This is a genomic window from Nonomuraea fuscirosea, from assembly GCF_035917475.1.
Taxonomy (GTDB): Bacteria; Actinomycetota; Actinomycetes; order Streptosporangiales; family Streptosporangiaceae; genus Nonomuraea; species Nonomuraea fuscirosea.
Genome location: NZ_CP109074.1, coordinates 691796 through 712711 on the forward strand (window position 1 = coordinate 691796; position 20916 = coordinate 712711).

The following is a 20916-nucleotide window of genomic DNA, read 5'->3' on the forward strand; positions in this document are numbered from 1 at the left end:
CGTGGCAGGAGACCGAGCTCACGAAGGAGTTCGACGAGCGAATTGATCACTGATTCGATCTCCGGTTCACCGTGTGGGCAAACACCTGGGCTGACGGCGTCGGCAAGCGAGATCGTCCGAGCGTGGAGCGCGCGCCGAAGGCAGAACGCGCGGGAGGGAGATCGCCGACATCGGCGGAGAAGCGGGGGACAGCTCACCACGGTCCGGCTCAGCTTGCTGACGAACCGTGCCCGGCGTGGCTTCTGGCCACGCCGGGCCGGCGTCTACCGGCGCCGCCGACGGGTCATGTCCTCGGCGATCCGGCACCTGGCGATCCGCAGGCCAAGCACCCTGCGATGACTTTTGAAGCGGTACAGGGCCGAGCGTCGACACTACCTCGATGATCACAAAGAGTGCTCGCGACGTCCCTTCGGGGCCAGGTCGGCCATCAGCTCAGCGAGTACGAGCTCCTCCTCGACCCGCACATCCCGTCGCTCCATCACCACGGACAGCTCCGGATCCCAGGAGGTGGGACGTACATGCCCGGAGAGCGGAGCCGACGAGGGCACGGCTAGGTAGGAGGCGGCGTCGAAGCGCCACGGCAGGAATCCGACCCGCTCGTGGACCGCGGCGGCGATGGCGATCCCGCCCCAGTCGAAGTCCCCGTGGTAGGCGAACGTCGCGCCACCGGCCGCGAGCAGGTCCAGCAGTCGCCAGACGGCCGCCGACGGCCGGCCGCCGCCGCATACCAGGGGTGGGCAGGAGGCGCCGAGTTCGTCGGCCGCCGCCGCGACCACGACCGGGTTCTCGCAGATTCTGACCAGGTTCGCGCGGAGCGGCGCCTCGTGGCGGAGGAGTTGGCGCAGGGTCAGCACGCACGGCTCGCCCGCTGCCCTGGCGGCGGTGAGCATGCGCCCGGTGGGGGAGTGGTCGTCACCCGGCAGCCCCAGGCAGAGCACGAAGGAGGACAGGTCGTCGAGGTGCACGCCGACCGCGGCCCAGGCCGAGCGGCGGGCGTCCGCGCCGCCTTCGCCCGCGTACGGCAGGCCGGACAGGGCGCGGGCCGCGGACAGGGCGAGGGTCGCCAGCGGGCGTCCTTCGTCCAGGGCGTGTGCGTCCGCGCAGGTCTCGGCGGCAAGCCGGCCGAGGCGCGTGCCCGGTGACGGCAGCCGCTCCAGTACGCTGCTCAGCCGGTCGAGCAGGATACGTGCTTCTCCGGCCGTGGTGGCGAGCCTTCTGACCAGCCCGGTGGACTCCAGCCACGATCGCCACCCGCACAGTTCGGGCCGTTCGGAGACGAGGGCGTCGAGCTTGGCGAAGGCCCGTTCCCAAGCCGCTGCCTGCGCGGCCTTCTCCCCGGTCAGGTCCCGGATCGGGCCACGTAGCCGGATGACGGCCTCGCGCAGCCCGTCCGCGGTGATGCCACCCGCTCGCAGGATGCGATCCACCTCGTCCAAGGAGACCGACAGGGAGGAACCGGCTCCCGCACGGCGGCCGAGCAGCACCTCGGCCGCGCGGCGCTGCGCTGGGGTCGCCGTCGTGAGGGTCACCGTTCCCGTCAGCGCTTTGCCCTGTTCCAGGCGGCGGCGTGCCCGGTCGACCAGCCAGGCGGTCTCGTCGCCTCCCAGCAGCCGCCCCAGCCGCTCGCTCGCACCGCCGCCTGCCTCGGAGCTGTTCGTGCCGCCGCCGCTCATCCGGCCGCGCCACCCTCGTCCATGCCGAACAGGCCATCCTGCCGTACGGCGGGTGCGGAGGAGGGCGCAGGCACGCCACGAGCGGGGCGTTCCGCCCGTCGTCGTTCGCGCCCGTCCCACCGCCAGGGCGTCACCAGCACGGCGTCGATGCCGTCACGGCGGGAGAGCTGGCAGATCGCCAGGCCGGGCACCTGCGGGTAGCACCCCCACTCGCGCTCGCTGGTCATCACCACGTCCATGTCGAACGTGGCCAGCAGGCCCAGGCACTTGGCCCGGGAGTCGTCGTCCACACCGGCGAATGCCTCGTCCAGCGCGACCAGGCGTGGCGCGTGCGGGTTGCCCGCGGACTTGTAGTGGGCCGAGGCGGCGGCGAACAGCGGAACCGACGCCGCCAGCACCCGTTCTCCGCCGGAGGCGGGACCGGTGGCGGCGCGCCACTGGCCGTCCTGGAGTCGCTGGATGGCGAACTCGTGCCAGGCTCGGTAGTCCAGCGCCCGGGTCAGCGCCTCGGTCCAGCCCGCGGCCGGGTTGTCGGCGTGCTCGCGGGCGATCCGCTCCTGCAGAAAAGCGCCGACGGCGGCCCGGTCCGCGGCGGACCAGGCGTCCACGGTCTGGCGGAGCTTGCCTCTGATCCGGTCGAGCCCGTCGGGGGCGTTCCTGGCCGTCCTCCAGATCAGGCGCAGCCGCATGCCGGTGGAGGTGGGGCGGGATTCCAGCTCGGTGTTCATCTCCCGGACCTCTGACTCCGCCGCTGCGATCAGCTCGTGCAGCGTGCCGGCGACCTCGTTGAGCAGGTGGTTCTCCAAAATCTCGCGTTCCTTGGCCGACAGGAGCTGCGCGCGTTGCCCGGTCTCCTCCGCCAGCGCCGCGGCCAGCTCGGGCATGTCCCTGGCGCGCCCCTGGAAGATCACGTCGACGATCATGACTCCGTCGCGCAGGGTCAGCCCGACCGAGTGCCCGTGCCTGGCCATGGCATCCGACAGCAGCTTGTGCTCCTCGGCGACCTTCTTCTGCACCCGGTCCCATGGGCCGTCGCCGTCGTCCACGGCGTCGAGCTCGGCGTTGACCGTCCTGGCCAGGAGCACGGTGGGTGTCGCCGCCCACTCGCCGTCGGTGTCGGGCACGTCCAGGCCGGCCAGTGCGACTTTCAGCAGGCCAGTGGCGGCGAACGCCTGGAACTCCCGCACGGCGCCGTCGCGGGCCGTGGCCGCCTCCTCGATCTGCCCCCGCAGGTTGTCGCGTTCGCCCTCGGCCTTGCCGCGTTGCTGCAGGGCCTGCTGCTCGCGCAGGCGAGTGGCGCGTTCGGCGATGGTGCGCTCGCGCAGCTCGTGCTCCACCTGGTCGAGTCGGCGGAACAGCTCCTCGACGGCGGCGCCCGCGGTCTCGGTCAGCGTGCGGTACGCCTCGGCCGCGGCGCCCGCCTCCTCGCCTGCCTTGGCGGCCAGTTCGGCGGCGCCGTCGAGCTGCTCCTTCGTCCTGCCGAGCTCCCCTTCGGCGTCCGCGGCGCTCTCGTATGCGTCACGCCAGGCCTGTACGGCGGGCCACAGCTGCGCCAGGGCCAGCCGGTAGCGGCTGAGCGCCCTCTTGACCTCGTCGAGCGCGGCGGGCTCCGCGGGCAGGCCGACGTCCGCGGCGAACTCGCCGGCCCGCGTCCCCGCGTCCCGGAGCTCGTCCTGCCGCTCGCGGAGCGCCTTGTCCGCCGCGGCGTGCGCGGCGTTGACCTCGTCACGCCGTTCGTAGGCGGTGGCGCGCTTGACGTGCGCCTCCCGCAGCTCGGAATCCGGGGGCAGGCCGCGGTGTTCCGCGGCGAGCCTCTCCCGGCGGGCGGCGAGCGACTCGAGCCGGTCGCGCAGGTCGTCGATCCGCCGGTTGACCTGGTCCAGCTCCCCGCGAAGGGTCACCAGCCGGGTGCGCCGCGTCGCCTCTCTGGCTCCCTCGCCGATGTAGCGTGCCTCGCTCTTGCGCCAGGAGCCGGTGAGCACGCCGTTCGCCCACCGGCCGTCCACCGCCACCCACGTCCGGCCGTTGTCGCCCGGTCCGAGCCCGATGCCGGACAACACGGCCTCCACGGCGCTGTCGGCCAGCGTCGCGGCCTGCGGATCCGCCCGGTCGACAGCCGGACGCAGGACGGCGGCGCAGGACGGGCCGGACGGCGGCTCGCCGGCGACGACGACGGTGTCGTCCGCGGCCAGCAGCGTCCCGTCCGGCGTCACCCAGGCATCCAGAATGCCGGCCGCCTCCAGTGCGGCCTCCAGCCCGGCCCGATGATCGGCGGCTACCGCGTCGGCGAAGTCCACCACCTTCCACATGGGCGCGCCGGGACGGTCGAGGCGGGCGGCGGGGTCGCGCGTGTGAGGCGGAGGCGGCGCCTCGTGGCCGCCGGCCTCCAGGCGGGAGATCTCTCCGGACAGGTCCGCGGCGGCCCGTCTTGCCTCCTGGATCTCGGAGTCCAGCTCCGCGCCCAGCCGGCCGAGCGCGTCGGTGGCGGCTCTGGCCGCGTCGCCCACGGCGTTCGCGGCAGGGTTGGGGCCGTCGGTGGAGGCGGCCCAGGACCGCAGCGCGGCGATCAGCTCATCGGGATCGTCCAGCCGCAGCTCGACGAGGCCGGCCAGGTAGAGGATGTAGTTCTGGACGAGCCCGGCGACGGCTCCGCCCACCGCCCCTTCCGCGTCGGCGACACGCTGGGCGACCGCCTGTGTCTCCGCGGTCAGCCGCTCCACCTCCGAGCGCGCGGACCTCATCCGCTCCTGGGCCTGGCGCACGCGGTCGATGAGCCGCTCCAGCTCGTCGATCGCCTGCTCCTGACGTTCCGCCAGCGCCTCGGCCGCACGCCGGATCCGCGCCAGCTCCTGCCCGTCGGCCGCAAGGAGATGATCCGCCTCCGTACCGGCGGTCCCGGGCTCGCACCGCGCCTCATGGGCGGCCGACACGGCCAGCTCACTCACCCGGTCGAGGTCGCGTGCCGCCGCATCGGCCTTGTCCCGGGCCGTACGGGCCCGCTGCTCGCGCCGCAGTGCCTCGCCAGCGAGGCGGTCGCGTTCCTGCTCGCAGCGGCGGGCGTGATCGGCCAGCCGCTTGGCCTCCTGGCCATGTTGCTTGAGCCGCTCCGCGTCACGCATCTCGGGGCTCTCCCGGAGTGCGTCCCGGCGTGCCTGCAGCAGGGTTCGCTGCTCCTCCAGTTCTGCCAGCACCTGCTGGGCCGCCGCCAGCTCCGCCTCCGCCGCGGTGTGGCGACCCTCGGCCTCGCCGAGGTCGCGGCCCAGGTGCTCGTAACGGCTGTGCGCCAGTCGCGGTACGGCGGCCTTGCGCTTGGCCGCGATGGCGGCGTACCGGCGGTAGTGGACCAGAAAGCCCGTCGCCGCCTCGCGTGCCTCCTCCAGCCCGCGCAGGGCGTCGCGCTCCTCGTCGAGGCCGCGGAACGCCTCGGCCACCGTGGCGATCAGCGCGGGACTGAGCGGCGGCAGCGCCTCGGTGAGGGCACGGGACAGCAGCTTCTCGTCCGGCTTCTTGGACAACTGCGGCTGGCGCAACTGGATGAGCAGGTTCACCAGGGCCTCGTAGCGGTGCTCGCCGAGGCCGAAAAGCGCCTCGTCCACGGCCCTGCGGTAGTCGGCCGCCCGGTCGTACACCATCCCGCGGCCCTCGACGGCCTCGCGCAGCTTCTCCCTGGTGAGCACCACGCCGGTGGAGGAGAGCAGATGGAGCTCCGCGCCGATGCGCTGCGAGGTGAGGAAGAACCAGTGCCGGACGATGCCGCGGTCCTTGACCGCCTTCAACCCGCACCCGATCGTACGGAACTCCTCCGAACCGTCCGCCGTGCGCCGGCCGAACTCCATCCACGCATAACCCAGCCGCTCGGAGTGCGGGTGCTTGCCGCCCAGCAGCAGGTTCCACTCCATGCGCTTCTGACGGTCGCCGTCCGGTTCGACCCGATGTGGCGCCAGCTCGCCGTCGAGCAGGAACGGCAGCGTCAGGGCCAGCACCTTGGACTTGCCGGTGCCGTTGTTGCCGCGCAGCAGCAGCCGGCCGTCGTGGAAGTGGAACTCCTCCACGTCGTAATAGAACAGGTCGACGAGCCCGGCGCGCAGCGGCTTCCAGCGTTCGGAGGTCGGGGAAGGCAGCATCACTGTCCTTTGATCACGGGTTCGGTCAGCGCGTAGCGGGCGATGGCCGGCAGCCCCACGACCGCGTCCTCGGTGGCGTGCACGAGCCGCAGCGCCGTCAGCTTGGCCAAAGCCGTGGTGAGCAGGCCGTTCTCGGCGCCCGGCTCGGTCACGCCCTTGCGCCAGAAGGACACGTGCTCGCGGGCCGCCTGCCGGACGAAGGACCTCAGCTCCTCCACCGTCAGCTCGCCGTGGACGGCCAGCCGTTCGGCCACGAGCAGCGTCACGTGGCCGTCGGTGTACTGCTCCGGCATGCGGACATCGGTCAGCTCGTCGTCGGGATCGACCATGGCGATGCCCTCGGCTCGTACCTCGGCCACCAGACCGGTGGCATCCTCCAGGCGGCGGACGATGGCGTGCCGCTGGGAGGCCAGGTAGGCGCGCTCGGCTTCGTCGAGGTCGGCGAAATAGATCACCGGGTCCTCCAGCAGCTTGCGAGTCAGCCTGCGGCGCAGGGCCTGGTTGCGCAGGTCGTCGGTGTCGGCGACCGGCTCGGCCACCAGCTCGGCGAGCCGCTCCTCGAACGAGGATGCCGTGATCGTGGACGGGCCGCGCGCGCCGGTCAGCAGCGCGGCCAGTACCTGCCTGCGTACGTCGTACAGCACGTCACCGCTCGCCGACAGATAGGCCTCCTCATCGCCGGCGACCCGGCGCAGCACGCCCCAGTCCAGCAACGTGCGCACCACGGCCACCAGATCGGCCCGCTCGGCACGGCTGTCGAGGGTGAAGACGAAGTCCAGCTCAGGCTCTGCCGCGGCCGACAGCACCTCCTCCGCCAGCCGGCCGAGCGTGGTCTGCGCGTCCGCCCGTTCGAGCGTGGCCAGGGCCAGGCAGAACAGCACGTAACGGCGCCGGCCGTAGGGCTCTCCCGCCTTTCCCCGCGCGGGGTGAGTCGCGTCGCGGGTGTCAGGGACGGTCTTGAACAGCCTCGCCGTACCCGAGTCCACCATGAGCCGCCAGCCGGTCTCGCGCGCGAGCCAGTCGCGCAGCTCGGTCACATGCCGGCGCACCAGCAGCAGCGCCTCGGGATCACGCTCGGCGGTGAGCAGCGGTCTGGCCAGTAGCGCGCGTAGTGCGGCACGCCGCTGGGCCTGCTCTTCGTCCCCGGTCATGGGGCGGCCGTCAGATCGGTGATCTCGATCACGTGCTCGGGGCCGGTGAGCACGCCGTCCTCCGCATGGATTTCCACTTCGCCACCATCGGGAACAAGCGTCAGGCGGATCTCCATCGAGCCGTCGGCGCTCATCGTCTTCACCTCCGTCTCGCCCGGCCGGCGGGCCGCGAGCGCGTCGCCCAGCAGCCCCAGGAACAACCCGAAGGCCCGCGGATCGAGCTTATCCAGCTCCGACAGCAGGACCGGGCCGCTGGTCCGCAGGGCGGCGCGGGCCGCGGCCGTCTCGCTCGTCTCCCGCTCGGCCTGCTCGACCAGCAGCATGCGGGCCTGGGAGCGGTCGGTCACCTTGTTCGGCCTGCCGCGCCGCTCATAGGAGCCGGTACGGCGCAGCTGCGGCGAGATCCTGATCGGCGGCGCCTCCCGCCAAGCGGCTCCTGCCTCGGCCTCGCGCCATTCCTCCAGCGTCGCAGCCGTCACCGTCAGATGCCGGGCCGGGGTCAGTCCGAACGCCGCCCGCCACAACCGGTGCGCCGCGGCCTCGTCGGGAGCCTCGGCGAACCAGCGCGCCAGCGCCCGGAAGTCCGCGCTGCGGTCGGAACGTCCGGACCGCCGCTCGTTCAGCAGCCCGACCGTGTCGATGAGCTGCTTGATCGCCGTGATCGCCGCCTGGCGCAGCAGCCGCGCCTGCGACGGCCGATCGGCGCCCGTGGAGACGAACCAGTCCCGCAGACCGCGCCACCGATTGGACCAGGAGGCGAACGCCGCCTCCTCCGCCTTGACGTACGCCTCGGCCGCCTCCTCCTGGTCGGGCACCGCGTCGGCGGCCTCGCGGCCCGCGGCCAGCCGGAGCAGCCGATCATGGTCGAATCTCTCCAGCTCTTCCAGGAGCGTCGCGATGCGCGCGCCGGAGTTGGCGAGGTCGGCGATGAAACGGTTGATGTAGTCGATCAGCCGTTCCTTGTAGGCGATGAACCCTGCCACGTCACCGTCGGAGAAGTCGATCGCGCGCCGCAACGAGGCCATGAAAGCCTGCGCGTTGTCGGCCAGGGACGAGAACCGATCGGACAGGGACAGCAGCAGCAGGTGCACGCGCGCAGGGTCGGGATCCGCATCGCGAGCGAGAACGGCCAGCGACTGCAACTGCTCGGCGATGTCTCCCAGCGCCACGGACTGCAGCGCACCGCGTTTGCCGATGGCATCCTCGTAGAACGCGATCGCCTGCTCGGCTGCCTGCCCGGCATGCGTGAGCTGGAACAGGTACCGCTTGCGGTGGAAGTCTTCGACGCTCGTGACCCTGCCGGTGTCGGCGTCCGCGCGCAGGTTGCCCCATTCCCGCAGCTTGTCCAGTGCCTGTGCGAGCGCGTCGTCGTTGTCCCGCCGCAGCTCCGCCGCCACGTCCTCGGGCCGGAGGTGCACGATGAATCGTTCCTTCGCTCGCGCGAACGCGCGGAGGATCGCCCGGTAGAAGGCCGCGTTGGGCACGCCCAGGTGAGCGAAGGGCTGATGCTCCTGAGACGGGAAAGCCATATCGACAGTTTCCCTGCCCAATGAGGATGCCGTGGTCAATGTCGGCAGGACAGTCCCGAGGAATGAGCAGAGTCTTTCCGCACGGCCACATCACTACGTCTGGTGGTCCGGGCCACGGTAGAGGGCCTCAGGGCGCTGCTCGGGCATGGCTCCGGGGGCAACACGCGTGACGGCCGCGTGCTCGATGCGTGCTCGGGCGCCCCGTCACGCGCCGTCGGGGCCCGGCACCGTCTGGCACGCAATGTGCGCGGAGGCGGTACGAACCAGCCTCAAATGACACCCCGCGACACTAAAGGATCTTGCTTCTGATCCGACGGTCGCAGGTTCGAATCCCGCGGGGCGACTCACGGCGCAGCCTGTGCGACTAGGGCTGATGGAGAGGTGCCGGGTCGGCGTTGGCCCAGGGTCCGCGACAAGCGATCCCCTGCTCAATGGCAGGTGTGGGCGATACCCTGGTGTCCTCACTCCGGGGGAGAGCCTCAACGTATCGGCTCGGCGGGGACGTCAGCTGGACGGGGGACACCGAACCAGACGATGAGGCCGCCGAGGATGAACAGACCCCCGCAGATCAGCATGCCGACATCGAATCCCCGGTCGAGGGCGGCCGGATTGGTCGCAGCGTCTTGCGGCAACCCCACCAGCAGCGGCAGGGCGGCGACGACGATGAGGCCGGCGGCTCTGGCGACCCCGTTGCTGACGGCGCTGGCGGTGCCGGCACGCGCGTCGGGGACGGCGCTGAGCGCAGTGGCGGTGATGGGGGGTGTGATCAGCGGGATGCCGATTCCGACCAGGGCGACCACTGGGAGCACGTCAACCGGGTAGGAGGCGTCCGAGCCGATCCGGGTTGCCAGCAGGAGCGCAAGTCCGCAGATGAGGGCACCCGCAGCGACAGGTACGCGGGGGCCGGTTCGTGTGGTGAGAGCCCCGCCCCAGGCCGACAGAACGAGCGTCAGCACGGTGAGGGGGAGCAGCGCCAATCCGGTTGCCAGCGTGCCGTATCCGGAGGTGACCTGTAGTTGGATCGGCAGCAGGAAGAACAGACCGGCGAGCCCGCCGTACAGGAAGAAGCTTGCGAGGTTGGCGACGCTGAACGGACGTGAGGCGAAGAGTCCGAGCGGCAGCATGGGCGTGCGGCTATGCCGCTCGGCCCACACGAAGACCAGCATGGCCATCAGCCCGAGAAAGGCGGCAACGGTTGCCGCGCCCGGATCATAGGGAGCTTGGATCAGCGCGTAGGTCATCGCGCCCAGGCCGAGCGCCGCCAGCGCCGCCCCGGCCACGTCGAACCGGCCGGATAGCTTGCCGTGACGTCTTTCCGGCACATGAGCGACCAGCAGCAGCGCGAGGGACACGGCGACCGGCACGTTGATCAAAAACACCCATTGCCACCCGGCCGCGTCCACCAGCGCTCCCCCGAGTAGCGGCCCAGCAGCACCGGCCATCCCGCTCATTCCCGACCACCATCCGATCGCTCGCGCTCGATCATCGGGGTGGAACGAGGATTGGATGAGGGCGAGCGAGCCCGGCACGACCAGGGCGCCACCGATGCCTTGCAAGGCGCGACCGGCGATCAACCACTCCAGGCTCGGTGCCACGCCGCACAGCAGGGACGCGACGGCGAACCACACCACCCCCACCAGGTACACGCGCCGGCGACCGAAACGGTCGCCCAAGCCGCCACCCAAGAGGATCAGCGCGGACAGGGTGAGTGTGAACGCATTGACCGTCCACTGCAGCCCTGCCATCGACGCGTCCAGGCTCCGGCCGAGTGCCGGCAAGGCCACATTGACCACCGTCGCCTCAAGCAGCACCAGCCCGGAGCCGACGGCGGTGACGACCAGCACCCACCGCCCGGCCGGTGTGTCCAGGCGGACCGGCGCCGTGATCCCCAGGGCCGGTGGCGTCGTCACTTCGATGCCTCCGAGACATCCTTGTCTTCCCGCTTCTGGGCGTTAGGCCGGACCCGGAACTCGTCCGGCGACATTCGCTCATCCAGCATCACCCTGCTCATCGCGCGAGACTCCTTCGCTCCGCCGTCGTGGCGCCACGGCCGCGCTTTTGGGCCGGCCACCGGCCGCCCCCTCACTCTCCAGTCGTCGGCGGCGATGTGCAGCCGTGAAAACTGACACAATCAATAAGCTGGAGTAATGAATCGAGGCGTCATGGACTGGCAGGAGATCGAGGCATTCCTGGCGGTCGCGGACGAATTGCACTTTGGCCGGGCCGCGAATCGGCTTGGCCTGTCCCAGGCCCGGGTCAGTCAGATGATCAAGAAGTTGGAGCGGCGGGTCGGCGCGTTGTTGTTCGACCGGACCACCCGCCGGGTGAGCCTGACACCGATCGGCCAGAGGCTCCTGGCCGATCTTGGTCCGGCCCACCAGTCGGTCCTCGACAGCATCGCGCGGGCACAGGCAGCCGGCCGCGGCATCAACGGCGTCCTCACGGTTGGATTCCTGGGCCCGCTTGCCGGCCGGGTCCTTCTCGACATCCTCGACACTCTACGATCCACCCACCCAGACCTGGAGATCCAGCTCCATGCGACCGAAGTCGCCGACCCCTGCCGGCCGCTGCGGGACAATGAGCTCGATCTGCTCCTCACCCAGCTCCCCGTGACGGAGCCGGGCATCACGACCGGACCGGTCGTCATCGTGGAGCCGCGCGTGCTCGCGGTTTCAGCGCAACATCCACTGGCCCGCAACAGCACCGCCTCGCTCGAAGATCTCACCACCGACCGCATGCTCCGCCCTGCCGGGTCACCACCCAAACAGTGGCTGGACAGCTACCAGCCTTGGGCAACACCCAGCGGCCGGCCGATCGATCGCGGGCCGGCGGTGCGGACTTTCCAGGAACTGATGACGCTGATCGCCGCCGGCAAGGGCATCTGCACCGTGGCAGCGCATAACATCCGCTACCACCCCAGGACGGATGTCGCGTTCATTCCGATGCCCGACACGCCCCCCTTCGAATTCGGACTGGTGTGGCGCACGAACGGCGAGACCAGCAGGGTCCGGGCCTTCGTTGAGGCCACCGTCCGATTCCTTGATGATCGCGGAGGACCAGCCGCCATGGCCACTCGCTGACCACTCCGCAACGTGCCGCGCACGCCGAACAGCGCGATCCAGCCGAATGCCCGTAAGACGATCACGTACAGCATCCGCAGAGCCATCCTGCCGGAGATCAGCCCATCCAACACCGCAAAACCCCAGATCAAACCCTGTGACACAATATTCGGCACCCACAGGCCACGCGGACCGGACTTGCACCGGCAAGCGACGACGAGCTTACGAATCAGGCGTCAACCACTCATTTCGATCAACCTGCTGTTCGGGGTCGAACCACTCGTGGACGAGTCGCCAGAGGAGGGCCGGCTGGCGGCCGACGTCGACCTGGACAGAATCCGGCGGCTCCTCCACGTCGTCCTGCCGCCGGGGATCGCGGCGTGACGTATGAGGTGACACATGGCCCGCTCGGCCACCGAGGCGAAGACGGCGTGGATCCGCACCACGGTGGCCGGCGGCGTCCCGGCCGCTAGCGACGCCGGGCATGCCAGTTGAGGTAGGCGACGGAGCTCAGGTAGGAACCGGACTGCGGTTCGACGGCGCGGGCGTCGTAGATCGAGCGGGAGTGGGTGAACACCGCGTCGTCCCACTGCGCGACCGCCATCCAGCGGGGCGCCTGGAGGTACTGCCCGGGGCTGGTGCCGCCGCCCGTCCCGTCGACGCGCACATTGGCGGTCGGGAGTCCGTCGGCGCCGGCCGGGGCGATGAGGTTCTTGCTGTACGTGCGCGCGAACCTGGCCATGTCCCGGCCCGTGAAGAACAGGTTGTTGCGGAACGCGGCGGCGGCGAACTCGACGTCGATCGCGCCGTGGCTGAGGTCCTCGATGCTGCGCACCGGATTGCTGGACGGGGTGTACTCGGAGGCGCCGTCGGTCTTGGCGAAGCCGTGGTACGTCCTGCCGAACGCGGGCCAGTACGACCACGTGTAGGCGTCGTCGGCGTCCACCGTGAGCTCGCGGGCGAACATCCTGGCCATCAGCCGGGTCCGGTTCCGGTAGAACGGGTCGCCCGTGGCCGCCGCCAGTTCGGCGTAGGTCTGGCCCAGTGCCAGGCTCTGGTTGGTGGGTTGCTCGGTGCCGTCGTAGCCGAGCGGAGTGCCCTTGTTCCAGATGAAATAGCCGTACCCGTCGTCGGTCTGGCGCCACTCGTCGTCGTGCACAGCCGCCGCGTCCCGCGCCGCCTTCAGGTATTCGACCGCCTTGTGCCGGTACTTCGCGACGGCCGCCAGCCGGGGGTCACGCAGGACGATCTTGGCGAACGACGCCATCGGGTAGCTGATCATCCCGGTGTGCACGGTGAAGACGACCGGCTGCGAGACGAACGGGCTCGTTCCTGGCGCGGGCACCGCGCCGCCGGACGGTGAGTCCCGTAGGTCCTTGGCCGTCACCCGCGTCGGTGTCGGGAAGGCGTCCAGGATCCGGCGCACCGCGTAGTCCGCCGCCGCCGGGTCCATCGACAGGTCGGGGAAGGTGGCGACCAGGTTGGTCCGGTTGTTCCTGACCTCCAGGGTGAAGCGGCCCTCGGAAGCGCCCGCGGTGACGGTGGCGACCGCGTCGTCGGCGTAGGTGAGCGAGGTGCGCACCTCCAGCAGTGGGGTGCCGTCCGTGCCCTTCAGCGTGACGGACCCGGCGGTGTACGGCGCCCTGGCCCGCCAGGCCGGCAGCGAGCGACCGCGATAGTCCGTCACCCCGCGCGCCGAGTCGCGACCGGCCAGCACCAGGTCGATGTTGGTGATCAGCCGGTCCAGATAGTGGGTGTCGCGGTAGGCCTCGTACATGCGGATGAACCCGGCCAGAATGTACGACTGGCCCCAGGCGAGCCCGCCCGCCTCGTTGGTGTCGCCCGGCTGTCCGACGACGCCGCTCTCGTGGAAGGTCCGGTCGAACAGGTCGAACGTCTCGCGCGCCGTGTAGTCGTATCCGGCCGCGGCGCGGGCGGTTCCGGCGAGCGCGCCGGCGAAGGGCGCCAGGGCGCCCACGGCCAGGGCGCCGGTGGTGAACTGTCTGCGGGACAGGTGCATGGGAGTGCCTTCCGAGGGGGTGGGACGCGGCGTCAGCCTTTGACGGCGCCGCGCATGCCTTCGAGGACGTGGCGTTGCATGAGCATGAAGAAGACGATGACCGGCAGGATCGAGATCACGGTGCCGGCGGCGAGGCTGCGGACGTCGGTGCCCGTGATGCCCGCGAGATAGGCGATGCCGAGCGCGATGGGGTAGAGCGAGGAGTCCTTCAGCACGACCATGGGCCAGATGAAGCTGTTCCAGACCGAGATGAAGCCGAAGACGCCGAGGATGGCCAGGGTGGGCCGGGCGGCGGGCAGCATGATGTGCCAGAAGATGCGCAGTTCGTGGCAGCCGTCCGTCCTGGCGGCGTCCACCACCTCGCGCGGTATCCCGGCGAAGGTCTGGCGAAGCAGGAAGATCCCGAAGGCGGAGAGCACCCCGGGCAGGATCACGCCCAGGTAGCTGTCGGCCATCCCGATCTGGGAGACCACCAGGAACCGGGGGAGCAACATGACCTCGCCCGGCATGAACATCGTGGCCAGGATCGCGAAGAAGATCAGGCTCCGGCCCCGGAAGCGCAACTGCGCGAGGGGATAGGCGCACAGTGCCGACACCAGGATGTACAGCGGCACGGTCACGCCGACCAGGAGCACGGAGTTGAGCAGGTAGCGCAGGAACGGGATGGCCGTCCACGCCTCCTCGGCCCAGGTGAGCACGGGCGGCCGGGGGACGACGTCGGGCGGGAAGGAGAAGACGGCCTGTCCGGCCGGCTTGAGTCCGGCCGACAGCAGGATGAGGAAGGGGCCGACGAAGATCAGGGCGATCGCGACGAGCAACACGTACATGCCCGCGCGCCGCGCGTGGAAGCCGAGCCTGTGGATCAACGCTCCGCCTGCTTTCCGCCGGTGAGCCGATAGTTGAGCAGGGCCATGACGATCAGCAGCACCCACAGGACGAGCCCGACGGCACTGGCGTAGCCCATGTCGTACTTCTCGAACGCCTCGGACCAGATGTAGTAGCCGAGCATGAGCGTGGCGTCCTGCGGCCCGCCCTTCGTCATGACGAACACCGTGGTGAACGCCTGCATGGCGTCGAGCATGGCCATCGTGATCGCGACCGCGACGTAGGGCATCATCAGCGGGACCGTGATGCTGCGCATGCGCCGCCAGGCGCCCGCGCCGTCGACCCGCGCGGCCTCGTACAGGTTGGCGGGGATGGTCTGAAGACCGGCGAGGTAGATCATCATGTAGACGCCCATGCTCTTCCAGCCCTCCACCAGGATGAGCGCGGGCAGCGCCCAGGCGGGGTCGAGGAGGAACTGGACGGGCTCGTCGAGCAGCCCGAAGCCGGTGAGCAGCCAATTGAGGACGCCCTGCTGGTGGAAGACGTAGTTCCAGGCCACCGCCACCGCGACCATCGAGGTCACGACGGGCAGGTAGTAGAGCATCCGGAACGTCCTGATTCCCGGCAGCTTCTGGTTGATCAGCGTGGCCAGCGGCAGCGGCAGCACGACCAGCAGCGGGAACAGCCCGAGCAGGAACAGCAGGGAGTTGCCCAGCGCCGTCCAGAAACGGGTGTCGCCGAGGATCTTGACGAAGTTGTCCACGCCGGTGAAGACGGGCGGGCTCACCCCGTCGTAGTCGGTGAAGGAGAGTTGCAGCGCGGTGATCGCCGGCCAGGCGAAGAAGACGCCGAACAGCATGAGGGCCGGGATCGGAAAGAGGTACGGCGTGTACCAGCGCTGTCCGGGGATCCGGCTGATGGCCATCGGCATCACATCCCTCAAAACCTAATCGTGCTGGCCGAAGTTCGCATAAAAACTGGCCAGAATTTGGACGGAGCCTATAAACGGCCGATGAAACGCGTCAAGGTCCACGTAGGCGGAGGCTTGACGGAGCGAGCTGCATCCTGCCATCGTGCCGAAAGAAGAATTAAGGACGGCCATAAGCGCCAGGAGGTCCAACGGTGATGAGAACAGGTGCCTTGACGTCAGGAGCGCTCGCCCTGGCGCTCCTGACGTCCGGCTGCGTCGCCGGCACGTCCGGCGGCACCGCCGGAACGGCCGACGACCAGCCCTTCGAGGGCGAGGTCGAGTTCTGGACGATCAACCTGAAGAAGAACTACGGCTCCTACATCGACGGCCTGATCGCCCAGTACCAGAAGGAGCACCCCAAGGTCACCGTCAAGTGGGTCGACGTGCCCGGCCAGGACATGGCGACCAAGCTGCTCGCCGCGGTCGCCAGCGGCGACGTCCCCGACACCGTCAACCTCGCCTCCAGCGATCTCGGCAGGTTCGTCCCGTCGCTGGCCCCGCTCGACGCCCTGATCAAGCCCGCTGACCTGGCCGACTTCCAGCCGAACCTGGTCGAGCCGCTGCGCGTGGACGGCAAGCTCTACGCCGTGCCCTGGTACAACGGCGGCACCCCGGTGGGCATCTACCGCAAATCCGTCGTCACCAAGGCCGGCTTCGACGAGCAGGCCCCGCCGAAGTCGTTCGACGAGGCCCTGGCCCTGGCGGACAAGGTCTACGCGGAGACGAAGGTCTACGGCACCAACGACATCCCCGGCCTCAACGCCGCCTCCGTCCTCCGCTACTACGGGGTCGAGCTGCTGTCGGCCGACAAGAAGAAGGCCGCCTTCAACACCCCCGAGGTCGCCGAGCTGCTCGGCACCTTCAAGAAGAGCTACGACAGGCACGGCATCGCGCCCGGCGCGGTCTCCAAGGACGTGCGCAACTTCCCACAGAGCCTGGAGAACGGCCAGCTCGCCCTGTCCGCGAGCACGCTCGCCGCCACGCTGCTCAACATCCAGAAGAACGCGCCCGACGTCTACGACGACCTCGTGGTCACCGAGCCCGTGCAGACCAAGACCGGCGGCTACCTGCTGCTCGCCCAGCAGACCTTCGCCATCCCCAAGGCCTCGGCGCACCAGCGGGCCGCGGCCGAGTTCATCAAGTTCTTCACCAACGGCGCCAACCAGCTCGCCTTCTGCAAGCTGGTGCCGATCTACCCCTCGACGATCTCCTCGACCAAGGACCCCTTCTTCACCACGCACGGCGGCGGCGATCCGATGGACATGGCCCGCCGCGTCATCGTGAAGGGGCTGCCGAAGCTGGAGTACACCCCGCTCGGCACCCAGAAGGACATGGAGCTGTCGGAGTCGCTGGCCGAGGAGCTGAGAGCCTTCCTCCAGGGCTCCAAGACCGCCGAAGAGGCACTCCAAGCCGCCGAGAAGCAATGGAACGACGCCCTTGCCTAAGCTCAGAATCGGAATCGTCGGGGCCGGGATCATGGGTCGCGGTCACGCCGAGGTCCTGGCCGCCCACCCGCACGCCGAGATCACCGCGGTCGCCCGCCGCCCCCTGGACCAGGCCCCGCGGGCGGCGCTCTTCCCCGGCTACCGGGAACTGCTCGCCTCCGGCACGGTCGACGCCGTCTCCGTCACCACGCCCGACCACCTGCACGCCGACGTGATGGTGGCCGCGGCCGAGGCGGGCGTGCACATCCTGGTCGAGAAGCCGTTCACCACGACGGTCGAGGACGCCGACCGCTCCGTCGCCGCGATCCGGCAGGCGGGCGTGACCGCGATGTGCCTGTTCAACCACCGCTGGGTGCCCGCCTACGCGCAGGCCAAGGAGCAGATGCCGCTCATCGGCGAGCCCGTCGTGGGCTACGCCCGCAAGGACGACACCATCCACGTCCCCACCGAGATGATCGGCTGGGCCAACCGCACCACCTGCGCGTGGTTCCTGTCCAGTCACGACATCGACCTGGTCACCTGGCTGTACGACGACCGCGTCGTCGAGGTCTTCGCCACCGCCCGCTACGGCAAGCTGCGCGGGCTCGGCATCGAGACCCCCGACGCCATGCAGATCCAGGCCAGGTTCGCGGGCGGCGCGGTGGCCACGTTCGAGTCGGCCTGGATCTATCCCGGCACCTTCCCGACCATGGTCGACAGCTACGTCACCGTGGTGGGGGAGTCGGGCGTCATCCAGCTCGACCGGCAGAAGGAGAACATCCAGCTCGCCACCGAACAGGGCTACTCCTACCCGAGGAACATGCTGCAACGGGTGGTGCACGGCGTGCCCGCGGGCGCCTACCGCGACGCCATCCACCACTTCGTCGACTGCGCCCGTACCGGCACCAAGCCCCTCGTCAGCGTGGAGAGCTCACGGCACGTGACCGCCGTGCTCGCCGCCGCGCACGAGTCGGCCCGTACGGGGCTTCCGGTGCGGCCGGAAGGGGCGACGACATGACCTACGTGGAGAAACCGCCGCACGTCGATCTCGCGCGGATGCGGCACATCAGCGACGAGGCGCTGCTCGCGACGCTGGGCGCGGCGAGCGTCGCCGAGGCCAGGCGCCGGCGGCGGCCCCGGCCCGCGCCCGCCGCGCTCCCCGCCGCCGGGGCGGACGAACTCCTCGGTGCCGAGGTCGACTTCCTCGACCGGGGCCACGGCCGCTCCCGGCTGTACGGCTTCCACTACCTGCGCTGGATGAGCCCGCTGGTCACGGCCTACGCCGAGACCCGCGACCCGCGCTACGCCGCCGGGTGGGACCGCCTCTTCCGCCAGTGGTACGACGGCCGTGACCAGGTCCGGGGCGACTGGCCGGGCCTCGACGTCATCTGGTACTCGCTCGGAGTCCGGGCCCGCGCCATGTACGTCACCGAGGCCCTGGCCGTCCTCGCCGACGAGCCCGCGCTCACCGACGGGTGCTGGTCGCGGATGATGAAGACTGTCCTCGGCGGCGCCCGCTGGGCCGCCGAGGAGCACGACGCGTTCCGGCACGGCAACTGGCAGTTCGCCACCGCCTGCGAGTTGCTGCACACCGCGAGGATCTTCGCCGACCTGCCCGAATCGGCGGGCTGGGCCGCCGTCGCGACGGCCCGCGTCCTGGAGCACCTCGAACACGACGTACGGGCTGACGGCGGTCACCACGAGCGCTCGCCCGGCTACCACGGCATGTGCCTCGAAGGGCTCGCCCGGGCCGCGGCCGTCGAGCCCGGGCTCGACGCGCACCCCCGCTACCGGGCCATGCGCCGCTGGCTGACGATCCTGTCGACACCCGCCGGCTGGGTGCCGCACCTCCAGGACAGCGGCGTCGTCTGGCTCGACGGCGACCGGCCGGCCGAGGGCTCGCACAACCTGGCGGCCAGCGGCTACGCGACCTTCCGGCACGACCACTTCCACACCGTGATCAACTACGGCCCGTACGTCGGCCACGAACTGGAGCCGCACAGCCACCACGCCGCGCTCGACTTCGTGTTGTCCGGCTGGGGTGTGCCGCTGGCCTGGGAGGGCGGCGGCCCGCCGTCCTACGACGACCCCGGCTACCACGACTGGTACCAGGCGACCAGGGCCCACAACACCCTGCTGGTGCCGGGCCAGGAGTACACCGAGGACCGTCGTGCGGCCTGCGACGTCTACTCCGTCATGCCGGAGGCGGACGTCTTCGCCGGGCACCACCACGGCTTCGGCGTCCGCCACGACCGCGAGCTGCGCTTCGTCAAGACCCCGTCGCCCTATCTGGTGATCACCGACCGGATTGACGCCGACGCGATCTGGCAGATCCACGGGTTGTCGCCATGGACACCCGGCTCCGGCGGCCACCACGGCGGGCGGGGGCCCGGAATCCTCGTCGTCCCCTTCGAACCGCCCGACGAGATCCTGTACGGGAGCGGTCCCGCCAGGATCCCCGACCCGGCGACCCGGACGGCCGAGTACGGCGAGATCCACTCGCTCGGCCTACGCCGTCGCGACGGCCGCTTCACGGTGGGCGTGTTCCCCTACCGCGACGAGCCGCCCACCATCCCTGACAGTTGGACGGTCCATGCTCATTGACGCCGACGCCATGCTCGGCCGCCACCCCCGAAGGGACGCCGGCCCGGGCACGGTCACGCGGGCACTGGCGGTGATGGACCGCTTCGGCATCGCCGAGGCCGTGGTGAGCCACACGCTGTCGTGGCTGCACGACCCCGGAACGGGCAACAGGGAGCTGCTCGGCCTGGTCGCGGCCGAGCCCAGGCTCCACCCTTGCTGGGTGATGCTCCCCGACACCTGCGGGGAGACGGGCACGCCCGCCCGGTTCGTCGCCGCCGCCCTCGACGGCGGGGTCCGCGCCGTCCGCGCCTACCCCGCCGACCACGGCTACGACCTGGCGGGCAAGGATGCGGCGCCGATGCTCGCGGCGATCGCCGAGGCCGGGTTGCCGCTGCTGGTGGACGCGCCACAGATCGGCTGGACCGCCGTGGAGGCGGTCGCGGCCGCACACCCGGGCCTGCCGATCGTCGTCGGCTCGCTCGGCTACCGCGTGCTCAGGCAGGCGGCCGGCGTGTTGTCCCGCACCGGCAACGTCCACCTCGGGCTGGCCAACCTGTCCTCGCACCGCGGGCTCGAATGGCTCGCCGAGCGGTACGGCGCGCACCGCCTCCTCTTCGGCACCGGCGCCCCGCTGCGCGACCCGGCCGAGGCCGTGACCCGGCTGCTCTGGGCCGAACTCGACGACGACGCCGTCGCCGCCATCGGCTCCGGCACGCTGCTGGGACTGCTGAAGGCGGAGGCCACGTGAACCCGCTCGTGTCCGCGCTGCGGAAGCGGCGCCCACAGACCGAGGTCCGGATCGTCGACGCGCACGCGCACGCCGGCCCGTACAGCCTGTTCTTCATCCCCGACGCGGGACCGGAGGCGATGGTCGGGGTCATGGACCGGTGCGGCGTCTCGCACGCCGTCATCTCCAGTCACCTGGCGATCCAGCTCGACGCCGCCGCCGGCAACGCCGCCACCGCCGCGGCGGTGGACCTCGCGCCGGACCGCTTCACCGGCTACCTGACCGTCAACCCCTGGCAGGACCCGGTGGGGGAGCTGGAGAAGTGGGGCGGCGACGAGCGCTTCGGCGGCATCAAGCTCCACCCCGACCTGCACGACTACCCGCTCACCGGCCCGCGCTACGCCCCGGTGTGGGAGTTCGCCCAGCGGAACGGCTGCCCCGTCCTCACCCACACCTACGACGGCTCTGCGTACAACGACCTGCCCATGGTGGACCAGGTGGCGGCCGACCACCCCGGCGTGCGGATCCTCGCGGGACATGCCGGGGCCACCCCGCTCGGCTTCGAGCACGCGATCGAGGTCGCGCTCCGGCGCCCCGGGGTGATACTGGAGGTCTGCGGCTCCTTCAACAGCGGCGCGGACATCTCCAGAATGGTGCGCGAGGTGGGTGCGGACCGGGTGGTGTACGGGTCCGACTTCCCGTTCATCGATCTCCGGATGTCGCTCGGCCGGGTAATCTTCAGTGACCTTGCCGAGCAGGACCGCGCGGCGGTGCTCGGCGGGACGATGAGCCGCCTGCTTCGATGGCGTTCGGGAGTGGGGTGATCAGGAA

15 protein-coding genes are annotated in these 20916 nt (G+C 70.5%); 7 read left to right on the forward strand and 8 right to left on the reverse strand.

The features are described from left to right. Positions 1-383: 383 nt before the first annotated feature. The 5 genes from OIE67_RS03235 to OIE67_RS03255 all read right to left on the reverse strand — a co-directional run bounded on the left by OIE67_RS03235 (position 384) and on the right by OIE67_RS03255 (position 10387). Positions 384-1673: a TIGR02679 family protein gene (locus OIE67_RS03235; protein ID WP_326636486.1), complete on the reverse strand. Its 1290-nt coding sequence runs from the start codon at positions 1671-1673 to the stop codon at positions 384-386. Continuing rightward, the gene (locus tag OIE67_RS03240; protein WP_326636488.1) at positions 1670-5797 is read right to left on the reverse strand and encodes a TIGR02680 family protein; all 4128 of its coding nucleotides are present in this window, start codon (positions 5795-5797) and stop codon (positions 1670-1672) included. Before OIE67_RS03240 ends, OIE67_RS03235 begins: the two co-directional genes overlap by 4 nt. Continuing rightward, complete coding sequence (locus OIE67_RS03245) at positions 5797-6948, reverse strand: TIGR02678 family protein (RefSeq protein ID WP_326636490.1); 1152 nt, start codon at positions 6946-6948, stop codon at positions 5797-5799. The genes OIE67_RS03240 and OIE67_RS03245 overlap by 1 nt, the downstream gene beginning before the upstream one ends. Next, positions 6945-8477, reverse strand: coding sequence for a TIGR02677 family protein (locus OIE67_RS03250; RefSeq protein ID WP_326636492.1), 1533 nt, complete (start codon positions 8475-8477; stop codon positions 6945-6947). Before OIE67_RS03250 ends, OIE67_RS03245 begins: the two co-directional genes overlap by 4 nt. Before the next feature lie 479 nt (positions 8478-8956). Beyond that, positions 8957-10387 carry an MFS transporter gene (locus tag OIE67_RS03255; protein ID WP_326636494.1) on the reverse strand — a complete coding sequence of 477 codons (1431 nt, stop codon included), beginning with the start codon at positions 10385-10387 and terminating at the stop codon, positions 8957-8959. Between the two features lie 252 nt (positions 10388-10639). Here OIE67_RS03255 and OIE67_RS03260 point away from each other — a divergent pair, with 252 nt between their 5' ends. Both OIE67_RS03260 and OIE67_RS03265 read left to right on the forward strand, forming a co-directional pair. Continuing rightward, on the forward strand, positions 10640-11557 hold the full coding sequence (locus OIE67_RS03260; protein ID WP_326636496.1) for a LysR family transcriptional regulator: 918 nt from the start codon (positions 10640-10642) through the stop codon (positions 11555-11557). Between the two features lie 12 nt (positions 11558-11569). Continuing rightward, positions 11570-11920, forward strand: a complete 351-nt coding sequence (locus OIE67_RS03265; RefSeq protein WP_326636497.1) for a hypothetical protein — start codon at positions 11570-11572, stop codon at positions 11918-11920. A gap of 85 nt (positions 11921-12005) precedes the next feature. Here the strand turns inward: OIE67_RS03265 and OIE67_RS03270 are convergent, their stop codons facing one another. The 3 genes from OIE67_RS03270 to OIE67_RS03280 are packed head-to-tail and all read right to left on the reverse strand — an operon-like array spanning position 12006 to position 15306. Continuing rightward, on the reverse strand, positions 12006-13556 hold the full coding sequence (locus tag OIE67_RS03270; RefSeq protein ID WP_326636498.1) for a hypothetical protein: 1551 nt from the start codon (positions 13554-13556) through the stop codon (positions 12006-12008). A gap of 32 nt (positions 13557-13588) precedes the next feature. Then, positions 13589-14422 (reverse strand): carbohydrate ABC transporter permease, encoded by an 834-nt coding sequence (locus OIE67_RS03275; RefSeq protein ID WP_326636499.1) that lies wholly within the window; start codon positions 14420-14422, stop codon positions 13589-13591. Then, positions 14419-15306: a carbohydrate ABC transporter permease gene (locus OIE67_RS03280; protein WP_326636500.1), complete on the reverse strand. Its 888-nt coding sequence runs from the start codon at positions 15304-15306 to the stop codon at positions 14419-14421. The genes OIE67_RS03275 and OIE67_RS03280 overlap by 4 nt, the downstream gene beginning before the upstream one ends. A gap of 200 nt (positions 15307-15506) precedes the next feature. On the opposite strand from OIE67_RS03280, the gene OIE67_RS03285 reads away from it, so the two are divergent. From OIE67_RS03285 to OIE67_RS03305, 5 genes are read left to right on the forward strand one after another with little or no spacing between them, the layout of a single operon-like run. Further along, a complete protein-coding gene (locus OIE67_RS03285; protein ID WP_326636502.1) occupies positions 15507-16796 on the forward strand; it encodes an ABC transporter substrate-binding protein in 1290 nt (429 codons plus the stop codon). Then, a complete protein-coding gene (locus OIE67_RS03290) occupies positions 16789-17793 on the forward strand; it encodes a Gfo/Idh/MocA family protein (RefSeq protein WP_326636504.1) in 1005 nt (334 codons plus the stop codon). The genes OIE67_RS03285 and OIE67_RS03290 overlap by 8 nt, the downstream gene beginning before the upstream one ends. Continuing rightward, the gene (locus OIE67_RS03295) at positions 17790-19379 is read left to right on the forward strand and encodes a heparinase II/III domain-containing protein (protein ID WP_326636506.1); all 1590 of its coding nucleotides are present in this window, start codon (positions 17790-17792) and stop codon (positions 19377-19379) included. Before OIE67_RS03290 ends, OIE67_RS03295 begins: the two co-directional genes overlap by 4 nt. Further along, positions 19369-20106 carry an amidohydrolase family protein gene (locus OIE67_RS03300; RefSeq protein ID WP_326636508.1) on the forward strand — a complete coding sequence of 246 codons (738 nt, stop codon included), beginning with the start codon at positions 19369-19371 and terminating at the stop codon, positions 20104-20106. Before OIE67_RS03295 ends, OIE67_RS03300 begins: the two co-directional genes overlap by 11 nt. Beyond that, positions 20103-20909: an amidohydrolase family protein gene (locus OIE67_RS03305; protein ID WP_326636510.1), complete on the forward strand. Its 807-nt coding sequence runs from the start codon at positions 20103-20105 to the stop codon at positions 20907-20909. The genes OIE67_RS03300 and OIE67_RS03305 overlap by 4 nt, the downstream gene beginning before the upstream one ends. Positions 20910-20916: the final 7 nt, after the last annotated feature.